Origin of the sequence: Phytobacter ursingii, from assembly GCF_001022135.1 — a bacterium.
GTDB classification, from domain to species: Bacteria; Pseudomonadota; Gammaproteobacteria; order Enterobacterales; family Enterobacteriaceae; genus Phytobacter; species Phytobacter ursingii.
Map to the genome: position 1 here is coordinate 4,244,083 of NZ_CP011602.1, position 20,585 is coordinate 4,264,667.

19 protein-coding genes are annotated in these 20,585 nt (G+C 53.0%); 11 read left to right on the top strand and 8 right to left on the bottom strand.

The window, feature by feature from the left end:
* The first annotated feature begins 128 nt into the window (after positions 1 to 128).
* From AB182_RS23550 to AB182_RS23585, 8 genes are all read left to right on the top strand, one after another.
* Positions 129 to 1,076: a sugar-binding transcriptional regulator gene (locus AB182_RS23550; RefSeq protein WP_047372215.1), complete on the top strand. Its 948-nt coding sequence runs from the start codon at positions 129 to 131 to the stop codon at positions 1,074 to 1,076.
* 67 nt (positions 1,077 to 1,143) lie between these two features.
* On the top strand, positions 1,144 to 1,950 hold the full coding sequence (locus tag AB182_RS23555) for an SDR family oxidoreductase (protein WP_047372216.1): 807 nt from the start codon (positions 1,144 to 1,146) through the stop codon (positions 1,948 to 1,950).
* 9 nt (positions 1,951 to 1,959) lie between these two features.
* Complete coding sequence (locus AB182_RS23560) at positions 1,960 to 2,367, top strand: mannose/fructose/sorbose PTS transporter subunit IIA (RefSeq protein ID WP_047372217.1); 408 nt, start codon at positions 1,960 to 1,962, stop codon at positions 2,365 to 2,367.
* A complete protein-coding gene (locus AB182_RS23565; protein ID WP_047372218.1) occupies positions 2,367 to 2,861 on the top strand; it encodes a mannose/fructose/sorbose PTS transporter subunit IIB in 495 nt (164 codons plus the stop codon). Before AB182_RS23560 ends, AB182_RS23565 begins: the two co-directional genes overlap by 1 nt.
* Positions 2,862 to 2,922: 61 nt before the next feature.
* Positions 2,923 to 3,723 carry a PTS mannose/fructose/sorbose transporter subunit IIC gene (locus tag AB182_RS23570; protein WP_047372219.1) on the top strand — a complete coding sequence of 267 codons (801 nt, stop codon included), beginning with the start codon at positions 2,923 to 2,925 and terminating at the stop codon, positions 3,721 to 3,723.
* An 11-nt stretch (positions 3,724 to 3,734) separates the two neighbouring features.
* Positions 3,735 to 4,559 (top strand): PTS system mannose/fructose/sorbose family transporter subunit IID, encoded by an 825-nt coding sequence (locus AB182_RS23575; protein WP_047372220.1) that lies wholly within the window; start codon positions 3,735 to 3,737, stop codon positions 4,557 to 4,559.
* A 181-nt stretch (positions 4,560 to 4,740) separates the two neighbouring features.
* Positions 4,741 to 5,970, top strand: a complete 1,230-nt coding sequence (gene sorE, locus AB182_RS23580) for an L-sorbose 1-phosphate reductase (protein ID WP_047372221.1) — start codon at positions 4,741 to 4,743, stop codon at positions 5,968 to 5,970.
* Entirely contained in the window at positions 5,963 to 6,775 is an 813-nt protein-coding gene (locus AB182_RS23585; RefSeq protein WP_047372222.1) for a shikimate 5-dehydrogenase, read from the top strand. The genes sorE and AB182_RS23585 overlap by 8 nt, the downstream gene beginning before the upstream one ends.
* A 29-nt stretch (positions 6,776 to 6,804) precedes the next feature.
* On the opposite strand, the gene AB182_RS23590 is transcribed toward AB182_RS23585, so the two are convergent.
* The 4 genes from AB182_RS23590 to AB182_RS23605 form a co-directional block, all read right to left on the bottom strand.
* Positions 6,805 to 7,122, bottom strand: coding sequence for a CcdB family protein (locus tag AB182_RS23590; protein ID WP_047372223.1), 318 nt, complete (start codon positions 7,120 to 7,122; stop codon positions 6,805 to 6,807).
* Complete coding sequence (locus AB182_RS23595) at positions 7,122 to 7,415, bottom strand: type II toxin-antitoxin system CcdA family antitoxin (protein WP_047372224.1); 294 nt, start codon at positions 7,413 to 7,415, stop codon at positions 7,122 to 7,124. The genes AB182_RS23590 and AB182_RS23595 overlap by 1 nt, the downstream gene beginning before the upstream one ends.
* 99 nt (positions 7,416 to 7,514) lie before the next feature.
* The gene (locus AB182_RS23600) at positions 7,515 to 9,146 is read right to left on the bottom strand and encodes a Na/Pi cotransporter family protein (RefSeq protein WP_047372225.1); all 1,632 of its coding nucleotides are present in this window, start codon (positions 9,144 to 9,146) and stop codon (positions 7,515 to 7,517) included.
* 160 nt (positions 9,147 to 9,306) lie between these two features.
* A complete protein-coding gene (locus tag AB182_RS23605) occupies positions 9,307 to 9,753 on the bottom strand; it encodes a hypothetical protein (protein WP_047372226.1) in 447 nt (148 codons plus the stop codon).
* A gap of 298 nt (positions 9,754 to 10,051) precedes the next feature.
* Here AB182_RS23605 and AB182_RS23610 point away from each other — a divergent pair, with 298 nt between their 5' ends.
* On the top strand, positions 10,052 to 10,492 hold the full coding sequence (locus AB182_RS23610; protein ID WP_047372227.1) for a helix-turn-helix domain-containing protein: 441 nt from the start codon (positions 10,052 to 10,054) through the stop codon (positions 10,490 to 10,492).
* Positions 10,493 to 10,574: 82 nt separating this feature from the next.
* Here AB182_RS23610 and AB182_RS23615 read toward each other — a convergent pair whose 3' ends face one another.
* The 3 genes from AB182_RS23615 to metH form a co-directional block, all read right to left on the bottom strand.
* Entirely contained in the window at positions 10,575 to 11,942 is a 1,368-nt protein-coding gene (locus tag AB182_RS23615) for an L-serine ammonia-lyase (protein WP_047372228.1), read from the bottom strand.
* Positions 11,943 to 12,005: 63 nt separating this feature from the next.
* On the bottom strand, positions 12,006 to 13,289 hold the full coding sequence (locus AB182_RS23620; protein WP_047372229.1) for an HAAAP family serine/threonine permease: 1,284 nt from the start codon (positions 13,287 to 13,289) through the stop codon (positions 12,006 to 12,008).
* Between the two features lie 409 nt (positions 13,290 to 13,698).
* Positions 13,699 to 17,382, bottom strand: coding sequence for a methionine synthase (metH, locus tag AB182_RS23625; protein ID WP_047372230.1), 3,684 nt, complete (start codon positions 17,380 to 17,382; stop codon positions 13,699 to 13,701).
* A 193-nt stretch (positions 17,383 to 17,575) separates the two neighbouring features.
* Between metH and iclR the strand changes: the two genes are divergently transcribed.
* Together iclR and AB182_RS23635 are read left to right on the top strand one after the other, a co-directional pair.
* Positions 17,576 to 18,409: a glyoxylate bypass operon transcriptional repressor IclR gene (iclR, locus tag AB182_RS23630; RefSeq protein WP_047372231.1), complete on the top strand. Its 834-nt coding sequence runs from the start codon at positions 17,576 to 17,578 to the stop codon at positions 18,407 to 18,409.
* Between the two features lies 1 nt (position 18,410).
* Positions 18,411 to 18,815, top strand: coding sequence for an ASCH domain-containing protein (locus tag AB182_RS23635; RefSeq protein WP_120785469.1), 405 nt, complete (start codon positions 18,411 to 18,413; stop codon positions 18,813 to 18,815).
* A gap of 14 nt (positions 18,816 to 18,829) precedes the next feature.
* Here the strand turns inward: AB182_RS23635 and aceK are convergent, their stop codons facing one another.
* On the bottom strand, positions 18,830 to 20,572 hold the full coding sequence (gene aceK / locus AB182_RS23640) for a bifunctional isocitrate dehydrogenase kinase/phosphatase (RefSeq protein WP_047372233.1): 1,743 nt from the start codon (positions 20,570 to 20,572) through the stop codon (positions 18,830 to 18,832).
* Positions 20,573 to 20,585 lie beyond the last annotated feature (13 nt).

Sequence of the window (20,585 nt, forward strand, 5' to 3'; positions counted from 1 at the left end):
GATATTCCCTCACGCCAACGCAGTGAAAGAGAACAAAATTCCTTTGAATATGCCCCTGCATGCGGTTATATCAAATCAAGGAACATAAATCGTGGTTTGCACAAATGTGCAAAGGTCGGAAGAGAGCAATGGAAAACAGTGATGATATCCGCCTGATCGTAAAAATTGCCCAGCTTTACTATGAGCAGGATATGACACAGGCGCAAATCGCCCGTGAACTGGGAATTTACCGCACGACCATCAGTCGGTTGCTTAAACGCGGGCGCGAACAAGGGATCGTCACCATCGCCATCAATTACGACTACAACGAGAATTTGTGGCTGGAGCAGCAGTTAAAACAGAAATTTGACCTTAAAGAGGTGGTCGTCGCCGCAAGTGATGCCGAGCAGGAAGAGGAACAACTCAGTGTGATAGGTCAGCACGGTGCGCAATTGCTTGAGCGCCTGTTGGAACCGGGCGATATCATCGGATTTTCATGGGGTCGCGCGGTTCGGGCGCTGGTTGAAGGATTATCTCCCGCAAGCCAGTCCAGACAGTTGATTTGCGTACCGATTATCGGCGGGCCTTCTGGCAAACTCGAAAGTCGCTATCACGTGAACACGCTGACCTACAGCGCGGCGGCCCGGCTTAAAGGGGAATCTCATCTGGCGGATTTCCCGGCACTGCTGGATAACGAACTGATCCGTAACGGTATTATGCAGTCTCAGCACTTTAAAACTATTTCGGCGTACTGGGACAATTTGGATGTCGCGCTGGTTGGTATCGGTTCTCCTGCTATCCGTGACGGTGCGAACTGGCATGCGTTTTATGGCAGCGAAGAGAGTGATGATCTGAATGCCCGCCATGTAGCCGGTGATATCTGTTCACGCTTTTTCGATATTAACGGCGCGTCCGTTGAAACCAATATGAGCCCGAAAACGCTCTCTATTGAGATGCAACGTTTAAAACAGGCACGTTATTCCATAGGCGTGGCGATGGGCGAGGCGAAATACAGCGGTATCCTCGGCGCATTGCACGGTAAATATATTAATTGTCTGGTGACCAATCGCGAAACTGCTGAATTATTGTTGAAGTAAATTTCTAGCCCCGAGACAGCGCATTATTTTGCGCGGGGATCCCCTTTTCCAAAATCAGGAGTATGGTATGCAAACGTGGTTAAATCTGCAGGATAAAATTATTCTCGTCACCGGCGGTGCATCAGGTATTGGCCTGGCGATTGTCGAGGAGTTATTAGCCCAGGGCGCCAATGTCCAGATGGCAGATATTCATGGCGGCGAAGGGAAACACGAAGGAAATAGCCATTATCATTTCTGGCCAACGGATATTTCCAGTACCGGAGATGTCACGAATACGGTTAGCGAAATTATTCAGCGCTTCGGTCGTATTGACGGCCTGGTCAATAATGCTGGCGTCAATTTCCCGCGCCTGCTCGTGGATGAAAAAGCCCCGGCCGGAAAATATGAATTAAACGAAGCCGCCTTTGAAAAAATGGTCAATATCAACCAGAAAGGGGTGTTCTTAATGTCCCAGGCGGTGGCACGCCAGATGGTTAAACAGCATGACGGCGTCATTGTGAATGTCTCATCAGAAAGTGGGCTGGAAGGTTCAGAAGGCCAAAGCTGCTACGCCGCCACCAAGGCCGCACTCAACAGTTTTACCCGCTCCTGGTCGAAAGAGTTGGGCAAGCATGGCATCCGTGTGGTGGGTATCGCACCGGGTATTCTGGAAAAAACCGGGCTACGCACGCCGGAGTACGAAGAAGCGCTGGCCTGGACGCGCAATATCACTGTGGAACAGCTGCGTGACGGCTATACAAAGAACGCGATTCCGATTGGACGCTCGGGTCGCTTATCCGAAGTTGCTGATTTTGTTTGTTATCTCCTGTCTGAGCGTGCCAGCTACATTACCGGAGTAACCACTAACATTGCGGGCGGTAAAACGCGCGGTTAAGGAGGCGAAATGGTCAATACAATCTTTTGCGCCCACGGCAGACTGGCCTGCGCGATGCTGGAATCGGTACAGATGGTTTACGGCGATGTGAACGTGGCTGCCGTGGAATTTGTCCCCGGAGAAAACGCCAGCGACATCGCCGGGAAACTACAAAAGTTAGTGAATGCATACATACATAATGAGTGGTTGATTGCCGTCGATTTACAGTGCGGCAGCCCGTGGAATGCCGCCGCCACGCTGGCGATGCACAATCCGCAGCTGCGCGTGATAAGCGGCCTCTCTCTGCCCCTGGCGCTTGAACTGGTCGACAACCAGGCAAGCATGAACGTCGATGAACTCTGTGCGCACCTGACGACAATCGCCCGTCAGACATGCGTGGTCTGGCAAAAACGGGAAACCGCCGAAGAGGATTTCTGATGAATATTACGCTGGCTCGTATTGATGACCGCCTTATCCACGGTCAGGTGACCACCGTCTGGTCAAAAGTCGCGAATGCGCAACGCATTATTATCTGCAATGACGAGGTATATAACGACGAAGTCCGTCGCACGCTATTACGCCAGGCAGCACCGCCGGGGATGAAAGTGAATGTGGTGAATATTGAAAAGGCCATCGCGGTATTTCATAACCCACAATATCAGGATGAAACTGTTTTTTACTTATTTACCCGACCGCAGGATGCATTAGCGATGGTGAAACAAGGGGTGAAAATTGCCACCTTAAATATTGGCGGCATGGCCTGGCGCCCCGGCAAAACGCAATTAACGAAGGCCGTATCACTGGATGAAGAGGATATTTCTGCCTTTCGCGAACTGGATAAACTCGGCGTGAAATTAGATTTACGCGTCGTGGCCTCCGATCCATCGGTGAATATCCTCGATAAAATAAAAGATATCTCCGTAACAGAATAAATAAAAGCGCCTGTGTTTATGCCGTAACAGGTAGGAACAAACACACCTTAAAGGTCTAATTATGGAAATCAGTACCCTACAAATCATAGCCATCTTTATATTTTCCTGTATTGCCGGAATGGGCAGCGTGCTGGATGAATTCCAGACCCACCGTCCGTTAATTGCCTGTACGGTTATCGGCCTTATTCTCGGTGATTTAAAAAGCGGGATTATGCTCGGCGGTACGCTGGAGCTGATCGCACTCGGCTGGATGAACGTGGGGGCGGCACAATCACCCGACTCGGCGCTCGCCAGCATTATCTCTGCCATTCTGGTCATTGTCGGTCACCAGAGCATTGCTACCGGGATCGCTATCGCCCTGCCCGTCGCGGCGGCAGGCCAGGTTCTGACGGTCTTCGCTCGTACCATCACCGTCGTGTTCCAGCACGCGGCGGATAAAGCAGCGGAAGAGGCCCGTTTTCGCACCATCGACTTGCTACATGTCTCAGCACTCGGCGTTCAGGCACTGCGTGTTGCCATTCCGGCGCTCGTCGTGTCGCTGTTTGTCAGCGCCGACATGGTCAGCAACATGCTGAGCGCCATCCCGGAATTCGTCACACGTGGTTTGCAGATTGCCGGCGGCTTTATCGTGGTGGTGGGCTACGCCATGGTGCTGCGCATGATGGGCGTGAAATACCTGATGCCCTTCTTCTTCCTCGGGTTCCTTGCCGGTGGTTACCTCGACTTTAGCTTGCTGGCCTTTGGTGGCGTCGGCGTGATCATCGCGCTGGTTTATATCCAGCTCAATCCACAGTGGCGCAAGGCGGAACCTCAGTCTGCCGCAACCTCTCCTTCTACCGCCCTTGACCAGCTTGACGACTAACGGTGCCCATTATGGAAGCGAAAAAACTTACCCGTTCCGACCTGTTCAGCATGTTTGTCCGCTCGAACCTGCAGCAGGCGTCATTCAATTTCGAACGTATTCATGGCCTGGGTTTTTGCTACGACATGATCCCTGCCATCAAGCGCCTCTATCCACTGAAAGAAGATCAGGTCGCGGCACTCAAACGCCACCTGGTGTTCTTCAACACCACCCCAGCCGTGTGCGGCCCGGTGCTGGGCGTGACGGCGGCGATGGAAGAGGCGCGAGCCAACGGCGCGGAAATTGACGATGGCGCCATCAACGGCATCAAAGTCGGTCTAATGGGGCCGCTGGCGGGCGTTGGCGATCCGCTGGTCTGGGGGACATTACGTCCAATTACCGCCGCGCTGGGTGCCTCATTAGCCTTGTCAGGCAACCTGCTTGGCCCCCTGCTGTTCTTCTTTATTTTCAACGCGGTACGTCTTGCCATGAAGTGGTATGGCCTGCAGCTTGGCTTCCGAAAAGGGGTCAACATCGTTAGCGACATGGGCGGCAACCTGCTGCAGAAACTGACCGAAGGAGCATCAATTCTCGGTCTCTTTGTGATGGGCGTGCTGGTCACCAAATGGACGAGTATCCACGTGCCACTGGTGGTCTCACAAACCCCTGGCGCCGACGGTACCATCGTCACCATGACGGTGCAAAACATCCTCGATCAGCTGTGCCCAGGCCTGCTGGCGCTGGGGCTGACGCTGCTGATGGTCCGCCTGCTCAACAAGAAAATTAACCCGGTATGGCTGATCTTCGCCCTGTTTGGGCTGGGGATTGTCGGCAACGCGCTGGGCTTCCTGTCCTGATTTTTCGCCCCGGCGTGAATGCCGGGTTCCCTTAACAAATTAGCCCCGCAAGATTTCGGGTGTCCGCAAGGCGGCAACTGAGTGCATCCCCGGGCGCGTAGATCCACTACGTGACCGGGGGACGCGAAAGAAGCCAACACCGCTGACGTTCGAAAGATAAAGGGGATGAGGTGGTTTAGTGATGAAAACAACAGCTCTACGCCTGTATGGCAAACGCGATTTGCGCCTGGAAAGCTTTGAACTCCCTGAGATGCAGGACAATGAAATCCTGGCGACGGTCGTCACCGACAGCCTGTGCCTCTCCTCCTGGAAAGAGGCCAATCAGGGCGAAAACCACAAAAAAGTGCCGGATGATGTAGCGACAAACCCCATTATCATCGGCCATGAATTTTGCGGCGACATTCTGGCCGTCGGGAAAAAATGGCAGCATAAGTTCCAGCCTGGACAGCGCTATGTGATTCAGGCAAACCTGCAACTGCCGGATCGCCCGGATTGCCCCGGTTATTCTTTCCCGTGGGTCGGCGGCGAAGCGACGCACGTGGTGATTCCCAACGACGTGATGGCACAAGATTGTTTGCTGGCTTATGAGGGCGAAACCTATTTTGAAGGTTCCCTGGTCGAACCGCTCTCCTGTGTAATTGGCGCGTTCAACGCCAACTATCATCTGCAGGAAGGGACCTACAATCACAAGATGGGCATCCGCCCGCAGGGCCGCACACTGATCCTCGGCGGCACCGGGCCGATGGGGCTGCTGGCTATAGACTACGCGCTGCACGGCCCGGTTAACCCGTCGCTGCTGGTTGTCACCGATACCAATAACGACAAACTCAGCTATGCCCGCACGCATTACCCTTCTGAGCCGCACACGCTGATTCACTATCTGCACGCGCAGGATGCCTCATTTGATACGTTAATGACCCTGAGCGGTGGTCACGGCTTCGACGATATTTTTGTCTTCGTGCCGAATGAACAACTGGTCACCCTCGCCTCGTCATTACTTGCCCCTGATGGCTGCATGAATTTCTTTGCTGGTCCGCAGGATAAACAGTTCAGCGCGCCGGTGAATTTCTATGATGTGCATTACGCCTTTACCCATTATGTGGGCACCTCTGGCGGTAACACCGACGACATGCGTGCGGCGGTAAAACTGATCGAAGAGAAGAAAGTGCAGGCTGCCAAAGTGGTCACACATATTCTTGGGCTGAATGCCGCAGGTGAAACTACGCTGGAACTGCCTGCCGTCGGCGGGGGCAAAAAGCTGGTCTATACCGGGAAATACCTGCCGCTGACCGCGCTGAGCAAAATGGACGATCCTGAGCTTGCCGCCATCCTTAAGCGCCATAAAGGCATCTGGTCCGGGGAGGCCGAGCAGTACCTGCTGGCTCACGCTCAGGAGATTGCTCATGATTAACCACGACACGCTGCTGTGTATGTCACTTGCCGGTCGTCCCGGCAACTTCGGCACCCGTTTTCATAATTATCTGTATGAAAAATTAGGGCTAAATTTTATCTATAAAGCGTTTACTACCCAGGATATTGAGGCGGCGGTGAAAGGCGTGCGCGCACTGGGGATTCGCGGCTGTGCGGTCTCAATGCCTTTCAAAGAGAGCTGCATGCCGTTTCTGGATGCGATCGATCCCTCGGCTAAAGTGATTGATTCAGTGAATACCATCGTCAATGACGAAGGACGGTTAACGGGTTACAACACCGACTACATCGCGATAAAAAGCCTGATTACCAGCCACCAGCTTGATACCCAGGCACGGGTGATGATTCGCGGCAGCGGCGGGATGGGTAAAGCGGTGATCGCGGCCTTTCGCGACACGGGATTCCGTGACGTAATCATTGCCGCCCGTAACCACGAGAATGGAACAGCGCTTGCCCGTCAATACGGCTTTCAGTGGCAGCCGCACCCGGAGGGGATCCGTACCGATATCCTGGTGAATGTCACGCCGGTCGGCATGGCAGGCGGCAAAGAGAGCGAGGCCCTGTCATTTAGCGAAGCGATGGTGAACCACGCCAGCGTGGTCTTTGACGTGGTCGCCCTGCCGCCAGAAACCCCGGTGATTCGTCTGGCGCAGCAGCATGGCAAAAAGACCATCAGCGGCGCAGAAGTGATTGCGCTGCAGGCCGTCGAACAGTTCGCGATGTACACCGGCGTGCGCCCGGATGCGGCGCTTATCGCCGAAGCATCGGCCTTTGCCAGAGCGGGTTGATGGCATTCGAAGAGCACCAGGGAAGGTGCTCAATATCCATTAATCAGGAAATCAATAGCATCACGCAATACTGCTCTCGCACTCGTCAAATCTGCAACACGTTCACCCAGCTCTTTTACTGATATGCCAGCCATCATGTACATCATGACGACATAAGGTTTGTCATAGATTTCCACGACGGGGCATATTTTCGCTGGCGGCGACATACCGGCAAGGTGAGTAAGTTCAACCACGGGTGCAACAAGAACGTGCTTAAGCACATTAGCAACGGGATGCTGGAGATTAATCAAAAAAGGGTAGACGTTTTTCCCACTGCCATTGTTTTCAAAAGCGTGAAACTGCTCCATTAGAATGACCGTTGAAAATCGCTAAATGAACCATTTTCATCTACCCACTGATTAATGGCATCAATGGATTTCTGGTTCTCACGCAGCCATTCATCACGTTTATTTTCACGAAATTTTTCAAGCAGCGCCTCGGTTAACACTGCTGACAGATTGAGGTTGAGCTCGCGCGCCTGGCTAAGAATGTCGGGCGACAGCGAAACATTCACCGATTTTTTTACGTTCGATGCACTGCGCATGAGAACCCCCATAGTAATGCGCATGAATTGTTTAAGATTAGCGTAGTGAACGAGCATTTTCTATTTCTCCATCCGTGGTTATCGAGTGCCTAACGTAGAGTATTTTCCAGGACAGCGTCACGCTCCACACATCCATTGTGCGAGGCGTTTTCCACTTTAATACTCATCCCTTTCATCATCTTCATCAGGCTGCTCCAGCACACTGTAAGCCACCGAGCAGAACAGCGAGTTAAGGCGTTTCATATCGCCCAACAGCCCCAGGTGCAGCGAGCTGGTTTCGATACTTTGTACGTTCTGCTGATGCAGCCGGTCAACATGGGCATGGGAGTAGCGACGGTTGAGAATACGGAAACGATGCTTACTGCGACGCAGACGGCGCGCGCTGGTGACATCGGCAGAGAAAAAGACCGACATCGCCAGTTTCAAATTGCTGAGTAACTGTTCATGTAACGTATCGAGCTCTTTCAATCCTTCAACGGAAAAGGCCCGCCGCACCGCCAGTGATTTATCGGCGATTTCACTGCCCATACGCTCTACAATGTCAGAGGCCTGTTCCAGGTTAAGAGACATCTCGATAATCTCAGCCCAGCGTTTTGACTCCTCTTCCGCCAGCTCTTCTTTTGGCATACGTGCCAGATAGAGCTTGATGGCGGTATACAGCACATTAATGTCATCGGCGAGCTTGCGCAGGTCTTTTTCCTCCCTGGGCGCACCGTGCATCACTTTATGTAACCCTTCCAGCATCAGCTCCATCGCGTCACCCATCCGTAGTGTTTCCCGGGCCGCATTGGCCAGCGCAAGCGTTGGCGTATCCAGCGCTGAACTGTCGAGATGCTTCGGTTTCAGGCGCGCATCCAGCTCCGGTTCATCGCGGATTAACCGTTCACAGAAGGTCGCCATCACGCCCACAAAAGGCACCATTGCCAGGCAGCGAATCAGGTTGTAGAAGACGTGGAAGTAGATGACCAGCTCGGCTTTGGGCAGCGGCAGTTTGCCCATCACATCGGCCAGTACGTGCACAAACGGCAGAATGATCAGGCTCCCCACCAGCTTAAACAGCAAACTGCCCAGCGCCACGCGGCGTGCTGCGGCGTTGGCGGCACTGTTGTTGAGCATCGCCAGCAGGCCGGAGCCGAGGTTGGCGCCAATTACCAGACAGAGCGCCACCGGGAAGGAGATGATCCCCGCCGTGGTCAGCGTGGCGGTCAGTAACACTGCCGCCAGACTTGAATAGCTGATGATAGCGAACACCGCGCCAATCAGGGCATCCAGCATGATGTCGCCCGTCAGCGAGGCGAAGATCACCTGAACGCCATCGGCCTGAGTAATCGGGGTCACCGCCTGAACAATCAGCTCAAGCGCCAGCAAAATCAGGCCAAGGCCGATGCTGACACGCCCCAACTGGCCTTCGCGCGTTTGCTTGCGCCCCAGGAAAAAAATCACGCCGATGAATATCAGCAACGGAGATAACCACGACAGGTCGAAGGTGAGAACACGCGCCATCAGCGCAGTCCCCACGTCAGCGCCCAGCACGATCACCAGCGCAGGCGCGAGCGCCACCAGGTCCTGGGCAACGAACGACGTTACCAGCATGGTGGTGGCATTGCTGCTTTGTACCAGTGCGGTCACGCCAATCCCGGCGCTAAAAGCGAGGGACTTCTTTTCAATACTGCGACTGAGTACCGTGCGCAGCCGCGCGCCAAAAACGCGCATGACACCGGTACGTACGATATGCGTGCCCCATACCAGGAGGGCAACAGAAGAGAGTAAGTGAAGCAAAATTAACACGTATTCAGGTTCTCCTTATCGTTGTCGATTCCTTTCGTTTTCCCCTTTTCCCGGTTTTATCCTGCGAGTCGGGGAGAAAAGGCTCTGTCAGTTCAGAGCAAGGATTATTAAATCTAAGTATAAATACTTACGCGCCATAAAGAGACATGTGGATTCAACATTACGTTAACAATGCCCGTTTTCTCAGCCACAGCAACGAACCGATCTTAAGCGTTTCGGAAATGACGAACAAAATAAGGGCAACGAACGCATCCTCAATTCGCATGACCTGCAGGAGCAGCGGAAAAAGGGCGACCGAGCAGGTGAGCGATAAAATACGCATCATTTCCTGCAACCCAATGAGCAGGAAACGTATTTTCTTTTTGACGAGAAAGGCATATGCCGAAAAACACAGTGATAACAACAACCCTGAATGGATAAAAAAGAGGGATTGCAGAAAAATACGGTCAGCCCCTCTGACTTCCATTAACGTCAGTTGGGTGTAGAAAAGCTGGATATCGGACCAGATCGGTACGTGACCCATTTTTAGGGAATAGAAAAGATAGCTTCCGATGGCCAGAAGATCCATCGTTCCCCAGAACGTAAATATTTTATCTTTATAACTCATATCATTACTGCTTCCCTGTTATGCATAGCGCTTTTTATCAGTATAAAGGCAAAGATGTAATAAAGAGATAAACAAAACAGAGTAAACTGCATTATCAATACCAGAATGAATAATAAAATGGCCGACTGGCACGACTTTCATATTCAGCGGATTGTCTTTAATTATCGTTTCTTCTGTAGAAACTTTGTTAACGAAAAAACAATGTTGTTACTCTCGCAAAAGAGAAATTATCCGCTTTATTTATAAATTAATATGCTAAATAATCTGCCATGAGTTATTACGCAGTAGGGGAATAAAGATGCGTTTCAGTACTATGTCCGACAGTGAAATTATTTCTGAATTGTGCCGCAGAATTAAAGAAACGCGTATGCAGCTCGGGCTATCGCAGATTGAACTGGCCGAGCGCGCACAAGTCGGCGCTGCAACCATCAAACGCGTTGAATTAGGCGAATCTGTGACCCTGAGTACGCTTATCGGTATTCTGCGCGGTCTGGATCGTCTGCATCAACTGGAGTCGGTTTTATTCGATTCGCACATTCGCACCTTTAACGCGCAAATCAATGCCGCAACCCCTTCCCGCATCCGTATCCGGAAAAAAGCGCACCAGCCAAAAGAAAAATTCACCGCCGCAACGCAGACCAGCGACACTAACGCCACCATCAACGAATGGTATACCTCATCGGCTTCTCACAGTGTGGTCTGGTCTTTCCTGCCGCCTGACACAGAGAAAAAAGGGTAATTCGTTTTGGGAGATGTCCCGGTAAGTTTGCACCGCCGGAGAAAGAAAAACCGCCTGCAAGCAGGCGGTTTTTTGAGGGAACTCAGGATTCACATACCGCGACTTTAATCGCCAGACCGCCTCGTGCGGTTTCACGGTATTTGGCGTTCATGTCTTTGCCTGTCTCAAACATCGTTTCGATGACTTTATCCAGTGAGACCTTCGGATCGCTGGTGCGGTACATCGCCATACTCGCCGAGTTAATCGCCTTCACTGCCGCAATCGCGTTACGCTCAATGCACGGAACCTGAACCTGACCGGCGACCGGATCGCAGGTCAGCCCAAGGTTATGTTCCATGCCGATTTCCGCCGCGATGCACACTTTCTCCGGACTACCGCCCAGAAGCTCGGCCAGGCCGGCGGAGGCCATCGAACAGGCCACGCCCACTTCCCCCTGACAACCGACTTCCGCCCCGGAAATAGAAGCATTCATTTTATACAGAATGCCAATCGCGCCCGCCGTCAGGTAGTAGCGCATATAGATTTCCGGCGTCACCGCCTTGATAAAGCGATCGTAATAGGCCAGTACTGCCGGGATGATACCGCAGGCGCCATTGGTCGGGGCAGTGACCACGCGTCCACCTGCCGCGTTCTCTTCGCCGACGGCCATGGCGAACATATTGACCCAGTCCATTGCGCTTAACGGCGTAATAGACTGGCTTTGCGGCGCCAGCACACGATGCAGCGCAGAGGCACGACGCGGTACTTTCAACGGCCCGGGCAAAATGCCTTCCGTGTTCATACCACGGTTAATGGCATTTCTCATGGTCTCCCAGATTTTCGCCATATTTTGCTCAACGTTCTCCCTGCCGTGGCGGGCGATCTCATTTTTCATCATCACCGCAGAAATCGACAGGCAGTTGTCGTGGCAGTGTGCCAGCAGGTTGCGGGCAGAATAGAACGGGAACGGAAGATCGACATCCGCGTCCTGACTCTTGCCAAAGTTTTCTTCCGTGACGATAAAACCGCCACCGATAGAATAATAGGTCTGGAAATGGACGATTTTACCATCGCAAAACGCCGTTATGCTCATGCCGTTTTCATGCAGCGGCAGAAACTCATTGTGAAAACGCATGCATTCCGCCACCGGGAACTCAATTTCCCGCTGACCTTCTTCAATAAACAGACGATGCATGGTGTTTACATCGCGAATAATGCCGGGAATGGCGTCAATGTCGACGGTATCCGGCAAATACCCGGACAGCCCAAGAATAATCGCGATATCGGTGTGGTGGCCTTTACCTGTTAATGACAGGGAACCGTACACATCCACCACCAGACGAGTCACTTTATGCAGCAGGCCTTTTTCCTGCAGGGTATCAACAAAATGTTTTCCTGCTTTCATCGGCCCAACAGTGTGTGAGCTGGACGGCCCGATGCTGATTTTGAAAATATCGAAAACGCTAATCATGTGGCACCCATGCGGTTACAAAGCAAAACGGATGCGCCGCCTGTGACAGGCGGCGCTGAAAACTTAGCTGAACAGAGAGAAGAAGATGGCGGAGATGGCAATCAGACCCATCAGCACCACAAACGCGTTACTGATATGACCGCTGTACTTGCGCATAGCCGGTACTTTGTTGATGGCATACATCGGCATCAGGAACAGAATCATCGCGATAACCGGGCCACCCAGTGTTTCAATCATGCCCAGGATGCTCGGGTTGAGGGTCGCAACAATCCAGGTGGTCACCAGCATAAACAGCGCAGTGATCTTGTTCAGTTTGTTGATTTCAATGGATTTGCCTTTGCTACGCAGAGACTTAATCACCATGCCGTTGAAACCTTCACGCGCACCAAGGTAGTGACCGAGGAAAGATTTGGTAATGGCGATCATGGCGATAATCGGCGCCATCCAGGCAATCACCGGCGCGTTAAAATGGTTTGCCAGATAGGAGAGAATGGAGATGTTTTGTGCTTTCGCTTCCGCCAGGTTTTCCGGGGACAGGCTCAGTACGCAACTGAACACAAAGAACATCACGGTCAGCACCATCATTATATGTGCAAAGCCCAGGATACGGGAACATTTGCGTTCGGCATCCTGACCGTACTCTTCGCGTTTAGCCACTGCGAAAGAGGAGATAATCGGCGAGTGGTTAAAGGAGAAAACCATGACCGGAATTGCCAGCCACAGGGTCATCCACAAACCGTGACCAGACGGCGCCGCGTTGCTCAGTGAAAGTGTATCCAGGACCGCACCGTTCCATTGCGGAATCAAATACAGCGCCAGCATCATCAGCGCAACAACGAACGGGAATACCAGTACGCTCATCGCTTTAACAATCATTTTTTCGCCAAAGCGGACAATGCCCATCATGCCGATAATCAGAATCAGCGATAAAATGGCGCGCGGCGGTGAAACCAGGCCAAGCTGGTGAGTAATAAAGCTATCGACGGTGTTGGTAATGGCGACACTATAAACCAGCAGAATCGGATAAATAGCGAAGAAGTAGAGCAACGTAATGAGTTTACCCGCGCCGATACCGAAATGTTCTTCAACCACTTCGGTGATATCTTCACCCGGATTTTTACCCGATAAAACGAAACGGGTTAAACCACGGTGAGCGAAAAATGTCATCGGGAATGCGAGAATTGCCATGATGATTAACGGAATTAAACCACCAACCCCGGCGTTAATCGGCAGGAAAAGCACCCCTGCGCCAATAGCAGTACCGTACAGACCCAGCATCCACACGGTATCACTTTTTCTCCAGCCGCTGCTTTCGCGAGCGACGAGGGTATTTTGAACGGTTTCCATAATATGGCCTCAGTAATATAGATTAGAGCCAGGTTTATTTAGCTCTGATTCAGGTAATAAAAGCGCTGTGTTTATTTGGCTATTTTATTAAATGCAACTATGCTGAGTTACTAACAGCGATCACATAACCTGATTTATTGAGGGACTTTTAAAGTATCAAAAATAACACCGGAATTTTAATATATTTTTAAGGTATCACTTTTAATACGTTATTATTTTACCGCACGATCTCAACTGCCTATACAGTTATATATTTTAAGACCAGAGATAACAAACTATATTTGTCATACGATTAATAAAAAATAATCAAAAAATATTTCCGGCGAGTTAAATATGTCAGCAGTAAGCGTATGACGGACATAAAAAAACCGGCCTGCTAACAGGCCGGTAGAGAGAGGACAGGCTGCGATTAGTCCGCGTCATAGCCCAGATTCGGCGCCAGCCAGCGTTCCACTTCCGCCACGCTCATCCCCTTACGTAGTGCGTAGTCTTCAACCTGGTCGCGCTGAATCTGCGCCACGGCGAAATACTTGCTGTCAGGGTGGCTAAAGTACCAGCCAGAAACCGAGGCACCCGGCCACATAGCGAAGGATTCCGTCAGCTTCATACCGGTATGGGTCTCCACATCCAGCAACTGCCAGATGGTGCCCTTTTCCGTATGCTCCGGACAGGCCGGGTACCCCGGTGCCGGGCGAATCCCCTGATAGTTTTCGCGGATCAACTCTTCGTTGCTGAGGTTCTCATTGGCCGCATAGCCCCAATAGACCTTACGTACACGCTCATGCAGGTATTCCGCGAAGGCCTCCGCCAGACGGTCAGCCACCGCTTTCACCATGATTTTGTTGTAATCATCATGCTGCGCGTCGTAGGCCTCTGCCAGCGAGTCTTCTTCAAGACCACCGGTAACGGCAAACGCACCAATGTAATCTTCTTTACCGCTCAACTTCGGCGCGACAAAATCGGCCAGACAGTAGTTAGCAAAGCCGACTTTCTCAGTCTGCTGACGCAGATGACGACTTACCGCGAGCACCTGAGTACGAGTTTCATCGCGATAGATCTCAACATCGTCGCCAACGCGGTTCGCCGGGAACAAGCCCACTACACCGCGCGGGTTCAGCGCTTTTGTCGCACTCAACTGGTCAAGCATATCATTGGCATCTTTGAACAGGCGTTGTGCCTCCTCTCCGACAATCTCATCTTCGAGAATGCGCGGATATTTGCCGGCCAGCGACCAGGTCATAAAAAACGGCGTCCAGTCGATATAGTTACGCAGGGTTTCGATGCTTGCTTCCACTTCCTGCACGCCCAGGCGATGCGCCACCGGCGGGGTGTAGCTCTGCCAGTCGAATGCGAGATCGTTTTCGCGGGCGGCCTCAAGCGTCACTGGCGGGGTGCGCGGCTTTTTACGTCCGTGCTGGATACGCACGGTTTCGTACTCTTTGCGCGTGCGCGCCACAAAATCGTCGCGCTGAGTGTCGGAAAGCAGCGCGGAGACCACGCCCACGGTGCGTGAGGCGTTTTGCACATAGACCGTCGGACCGCTGTAATTCTGTTCGATTTTTACCGCCGTGTGCGCTTTCGATGTCGTCGCGCCGCCAATCAGCAGCGGGATGGTAAAGCCCTGACGCTCCATCTCTTTCGCTACGTTGACCATTTCATCCAGCGACGGGGTGATCAGGCCAGACAGGCCAATCAGGTCGGCGTTCACTTCACGGGCGGTTTTGAGGATTTTGTCCGTTGGCACCATGACGCCCAGGTCGACGATTTCGTAGTTATTACACTGTAAGACCACGCCGACAATATTTTTACCGATGTCATGGACGTCGCCTTTAACGGTGGCGATAACCATTTTGCCGTTGCTGGAGCCTTTCTCTTTGCTGGCTTCAATAAACGGCTCAAGGTAGGCCACCGCCTGTTTCATAACGCGTGCGGATTTCACCACCTGCGGCAGGAACATTTTGCCCTCGCCGAACAGGTCGCCGACTACATTCATACCGTCCATCAGCGGCCCTTCAATCACCTCAATCGGGCGGGCAGCCTGCTGACGGGCTTCTTCGGTATCCTCTTCGATAAATTCGGTGATGCCTTTAACCAGCGAATATTCCAGGCGTTTCTTCACATCCCAGGTCCGCCATTCCGCCTGCTGGGCGCTGGCGGTATCGTCGGTTTTGCTGCCACGGTATTTTTCCGCCAGATCGAGCAAGCGTTCTGTACTGTCATCGCGACGGTTAAGAATCACATCTTCGACCGCATCGCGCAGTTCTGTCGGCAGGTCGTCGTAAATCGCCAGTTGTCCGGCGTTGACGATCCCCATGTCCATGCCATTACGGATGGCGTAATAAAGAAAGACTGCATGAATCGCTTCACGAACCGGGTCATTACCACGGAACGAGAATGAGACGTTGGAGACGCCGCCGGAAATCAGTGCATGGGGCAGCTCGCGTTTGATATCTTCACAGGCGCCGATAAAGTCCTGCGCGTAGTTGTTGTGCTCTTCAATACCGGTGGCGACCGCGAAGATGTTCGGGTCAAAAATAATATCTTCCGGCGGGAAGCCTACCTCTTTGGTCAGAATGTTGTACGCCCGGCGGCAAATGTCGATTTTGCGCTCGCGGGTATCCGCCTGCCCGACTTCATCAAAGGCCATCACCACCACGGCCGCGCCATAGCGACGAACCAGCTTCGCGTGATGGATAAAGGCCTCTACCCCTTCTTTCATCGAGATGGAGTTAACGATGCCTTTACCCTGAATGCATTTCAGCCCTTTTTCGATAACGTCCCATTTCGAGGAGTCGATCATAATGGGCACACGGGCAATGTCCGGTTCGCCAGCAATCAGGTTAAGAAAACGCACCATCGCCGCTTCAGCGTCGAGCATCCCCTCATCCATATTGATATCGATGATTTGCGCGCCGTTTTCTACCTGCTGACGCGCCACATCCAGCGCTTCGTTGTACTTTTCTTCTTTGATCAGACGCTTGAATTTCGCCGAACCGGTAACGTTAGTACGTTCTCCTACGTTAACAAACAGGCTGTCATCGCCAATATTCAGTGGCTCCAGGCCCGCCAGACGGCAGGCGACCGGAATTTCCGGCAACTGGCGCGGGGGCAGGCCTGCGACGGCATCGCTCATCGCTTTAATATGATCAGGTGTGGTGCCACAGCAGCCGCCAACCACGTTCAGAAAGCCGGACTCTGCCCATTCGCGAATTTGTGCGGCCATGGTGTCGGCATCGAGATCGTATTCGCCAAAGGCGTTTGGTAAACCCGCATTCGGGTGCGCGGTGACGTAGCATTCGGCAATGCGCGAAAGTTCCTGGACATACTGGCGCAGCTCGTCCGGCCCCAATGCGCAGTTCAGGCCGAAGGTGAGCGCATCGGCATGGCGCAATGAGTTATAGAAGGCTTCCGTGGTTTGCCCGGAAAGCGTACGCCCGGAAGCATCGGTAATGGTGCCGGAAATCATGATCGGCAGTTCGACGCCCAGCGCCTCAAACTCAGCTTTCACCGCGAAAATAGCGGCTTTTGCGTTCAGGGTATCGAATACCGTTTCGATCAAAATCAGGTCACTACCACCTTCCACCAGCGCTTTGGTCGATTCGCGATAGGCGGTGACCAGTTGATCAAAGGTGATATTACGGAACGCGGGATCGTTAACATCCGGCGATATCGAGGCTGTACGGTTGGTTGGCCCAAGGACACCGGCGACATAGCGCGGTTTATCCGGTGTGCGGGCAGTCCATTCATCGGCACACGCACGAGCGAGTCTGGCGGCCGCAAAGTTGATCTCCGCTGACAGGGATTCCATCTGGTAATCCGCCATCGCGATCGTTGTGGAGTTAAAGGTGTTGGTCTCAATAATATCCGCGCCCGCTGCAAAATAAGCGGAATGGATAGCGGCAATCACCTCCGGCTTTGTAATCACCAGCAGGTCATTGTTACCTTTGAGGTCGCAGGGCCAGTCAGCGAATCGCTCGCCGCGAAAATCCTGCTCACTGAGACGCTGATTCTGGATCATGGTGCCCATGCCCCCGTCCAGAACCAAAATTCGTTCTTTTAACTGCTGCTGCAGTTGCTCAACTTTGCTGCTCACACGTGCTCCCGACAACGCTCAACCAGGCCAAAAGGCCAGCAGGACATACTGGCACAAACTGACAGAGCGGAAAAGGCACACAGGGGTAACATGAGAGATGTTCATTTGAACTCATCCGATCAGTCCGCGCCAGTGTTGCATTATAATTAAATAAAACGAAAATGATTTCCACGATACAGAAAAGGAGTCAGCCATGGTTGCCACTGTCCCCGCTAAACGCGGCAGAAAACCCGCCGCCCCCGCCGCTCAGGCTACCGGGCAAGTCCAGTCTCTGACGCGTGGACTCAAACTGCTTGAGTCAATCGCCGAATCCCCCGGTAGCGTTGCGCTCACCGAACTGGCGCAACAGGCCGGCCTGCCCAACTCCACCACCCACCGTCTGCTCACGACCATGCAACAGCTTGGCTTTGTACGACAGGTAGGCGAACTCGGTCACTGGTCCGTTGGCGCCCACGCGTTTATCGTCGGCAGCAGCTTTTTGCAAAGCCGCAATCTGATGGCGATTGTCCATCCGATCCTGCGCAAGTTGATGGAAGATTCCGGCGAGACGGTCAACCTGGCGGTGCTCGACCAAAGCGATCATCAGGCCATAATTATAGACCAGGTGCAGTGTACCCAATTGATGCGCATGTCCGCGCCCATTGGCGGGAAGCTGCCGATGCACGCTTCCGGCGCGGGTAAGGCGTTCCTCGCGTATTTAAACGATGACCAGGTCTCCGGCCTGCTGCACCGCAAAGGGCTGCATGCTTACACCCATGCTACGCTGGTATCCCCGGTACACCTGAAAGAAGATCTCGCTCAGACGCGCAAGCGCGGTTACTCCTTTGATGATGAAGAACATGCCCTTGGCCTGCGCTGCGTCGCCGCCTGCATTTATGATGAACATGGCGTACCGTTTGCCGCGATTTCAATTTCCGGGCCGATTTCCCGTATCACCGATGATCGGGTCACTGAGCTGGGCGCGCTGGCGATCAAAGGGGCCAAAGAGGTGACGATCGCCTGGGGTGGGATGCGACAAAATGGCTGATCTGAAATCATACTGGCAGGATAAATACCCTTCTGCTTTTTGCTGGTCGTTCGGTGATTCACCGGAACTGGCCGATGAGCTGGCGGCCCTGGTCGTCGCAGGGAAAAAGCGCGGAACCTGCGGCTCGCTTGCCAGCTATCAGCAAGAACAACCGCCCGTGACGCCTGGCACATATCACATTGTGCTGGACGGCAAAGGTAAAGCGGTATGCGTGATTCGAACCCTGGCGCTCAGGCTCATCCGTTTTAACGAAATGAGCCCCGAGCTCGCGGCGCTGGAAGGTGAAGGTGATTTGAGCCTGGCTTACTGGCAATCGGCGCATCAGGCCTTCTTTGAACGTGAAGGCACATGGACCGCGGATATGGAGCTGATTTTTGAGGAGTTTGCCGTTGTCGAGGTGGCCTGAATCAGGATGCCGGTTTACCCCGCCTGCTGCAGGTTGCCGTAGCGAACGCAAAAACGCTGGCGGCGACGGTAGGCATAAACGTCTTCCACATGGCCGTTTTTGATTCGTGCCTGCAGGCCTCGCCAGTAATCAGCACGCAGCAGATCGGCATGCATCTCTTCAAACAGGGGGCCAATTTCCGGATCGGCGCACAACCAATGGCGGAACTCTTCCGGGAAAACATCCCCTGGCGCAACGCTGTACCAGGGTTCGGCACTCAATTCATCTTCCGGATAACGCGGCGGCGGTATATCACGGAAATTTACCTCCGTCATATAACAGATCTCGTCATAGTCGTAGAACACCACGCGCCCGTGACGGGTCACGCCGAAGTTTTTAAACAGCATATCGCCGGGAAAAATATTCGCCGCAGCAAGCTGACGGATGGCGTTACCATACTCTTCCACCGCATCGCGCAACTGCGAACCGCGTACCCGCTCAAACCAGATATTGAGCGGCACCATCCGGCGCTCGATATAGAGATGGCTGATTGAAATACGATCCCCAAGGTCAGTGATTTTCTGCGGCGCCTCCTGGAGCAATAGCGCCATTAACGCCGGATCAATCTGCCGCTTTTCCAGAACAAAGTGTTCAAACTCCTGCGTATCCGCCATTCGCCCGACGCGATCATGCTCCTTCACCAGCTGATAGCAGGCGCGCACATGCGCCGCGCTCATCTCTTTTTGTGGCGGAAATTTATCTTTGATGATCTTAAAGACCCGATCGAAGCCCGGCAGCGTGAAGACCAGCATCACCATGCCGCGAATGCCCGGCGCCTCAACAAACTGTTCGTCCGAGGCATGAATATAGTTCAGGTATTCGCGATAGCTTTCCGTCTTACCGTGTTTCTGGCAGCCAATGGCCATATAGAGTTCGGCGGTGGTTTTTCCCGGCAGGATCTCCCGTAGCCACTCGACGGTGGCCGCGGGAAGCGGGGCATATACCATAAAATAGGAGCGAGCAAAGCCGAAGACAATACTCGCTTCCGCGTGCGAGGTCAGGCAGGTATCGACAAACAACTCGCCTTCGTCGGTACGATGAATCGGCAACAGGAAGGGAAGCGTGCCCGCAGGGGTGATCAATTTACCCACTAACCACGCCGCTTTATTACGGTAAAACAGCTCGTTTGCGGCCTGCAGATGAGACTGACGCAGCGTATCTGCGCCAAACGTCTTTGTCAGGTGAGTAATGATATAACCCACATCCCGTGCTTTATCCTGCCAGGGCAGGCGAAGCGGCAAATCGGATAAGACCTTGGTTAACAGGGATTCCCAGCCACGCTCTGGCCAAAAGTCTTTTGCCAGCGGGCGCGGAATGGTGCGAAAGCGCCGTTCTGGCTGAGAGCTAAAAATAAACAGACGCTCGGGGCTAAGCGCGCGGTGATCGAACAAGCGACAGTAGACGGAGTTAAAAAAACTCTCCGCAATTTCGAAGCGCGGATAATCCGGCAAAAGGTGGGTGTAATGCGCTTTCACCCGCAGCAAAAATTCGGCATCCGGTCGCTGGCTGTCGGTGATGCAGCGTAACTGTTCCACAACCAGCCCAACATGATGATCATAAAGATGGATACGCTGCTTCATCGCCTGCTGAACGGCATGCCAGTCGGCCAGTTCGAAACGCTGCTGTGCGCCAGCAGTGACTTCCAGAAAGCGTCCGTATTGCGCGTCGAAACCTTGCAGGATGGTTTGTGCAATCAGTAATTCCAGACCACGTGACATAGATTCCCCCTCG

What these genes read in the sequence shown, in the direction of transcription:
- AB182_RS23560 (WP_047372217.1), top strand. Translation starts at nt 1,960, where the DNA reads ATGGTCAATACAATCTTTTGCGCCCACGGCAGACTGGCCTGCGCGATG.
- AB182_RS23565 (WP_047372218.1), top strand. Translation starts at nt 2,367, where the DNA reads ATGAATATTACGCTGGCTCGTATTGATGACCGCCTTATCCACGGTCAG.
- AB182_RS23585 (WP_047372222.1), top strand. Translation starts at nt 5,963, where the DNA reads ATGATTAACCACGACACGCTGCTGTGTATGTCACTTGCCGGTCGTCCC.
- sorE (WP_047372221.1), top strand. Translation starts at nt 4,741, where the DNA reads ATGAAAACAACAGCTCTACGCCTGTATGGCAAACGCGATTTGCGCCTG.
- AB182_RS23595 (WP_047372224.1), bottom strand. Translation starts at nt 7,415, where the DNA reads ATGCTCGTTCACTACGCTAATCTTAAACAATTCATGCGCATTACTATG.
- AB182_RS23605 (WP_047372226.1), bottom strand. Translation starts at nt 9,753, where the DNA reads ATGAGTTATAAAGATAAAATATTTACGTTCTGGGGAACGATGGATCTT.
- AB182_RS23555 (WP_047372216.1), top strand. Translation starts at nt 1,144, where the DNA reads ATGCAAACGTGGTTAAATCTGCAGGATAAAATTATTCTCGTCACCGGC.
- iclR (WP_047372231.1), top strand. Translation starts at nt 17,576, where the DNA reads ATGGTTGCCACTGTCCCCGCTAAACGCGGCAGAAAACCCGCCGCCCCC.
- AB182_RS23620 (WP_047372229.1), bottom strand. Translation starts at nt 13,289, where the DNA reads ATGGAAACCGTTCAAAATACCCTCGTCGCTCGCGAAAGCAGCGGCTGG.
- AB182_RS23590 (WP_047372223.1), bottom strand. Translation starts at nt 7,122, where the DNA reads ATGGAGCAGTTTCACGCTTTTGAAAACAATGGCAGTGGGAAAAACGTC.
- AB182_RS23550 (WP_047372215.1), top strand. Translation starts at nt 129, where the DNA reads ATGGAAAACAGTGATGATATCCGCCTGATCGTAAAAATTGCCCAGCTT.
- AB182_RS23570 (WP_047372219.1), top strand. Translation starts at nt 2,923, where the DNA reads ATGGAAATCAGTACCCTACAAATCATAGCCATCTTTATATTTTCCTGT.
- aceK (WP_047372233.1), bottom strand. Translation starts at nt 20,572, where the DNA reads ATGTCACGTGGTCTGGAATTACTGATTGCACAAACCATCCTGCAAGGT.
- AB182_RS23615 (WP_047372228.1), bottom strand. Translation starts at nt 11,942, where the DNA reads ATGATTAGCGTTTTCGATATTTTCAAAATCAGCATCGGGCCGTCCAGC.
- AB182_RS23575 (WP_047372220.1), top strand. Translation starts at nt 3,735, where the DNA reads ATGGAAGCGAAAAAACTTACCCGTTCCGACCTGTTCAGCATGTTTGTC.
- AB182_RS23610 (WP_047372227.1), top strand. Translation starts at nt 10,052, where the DNA reads ATGCGTTTCAGTACTATGTCCGACAGTGAAATTATTTCTGAATTGTGC.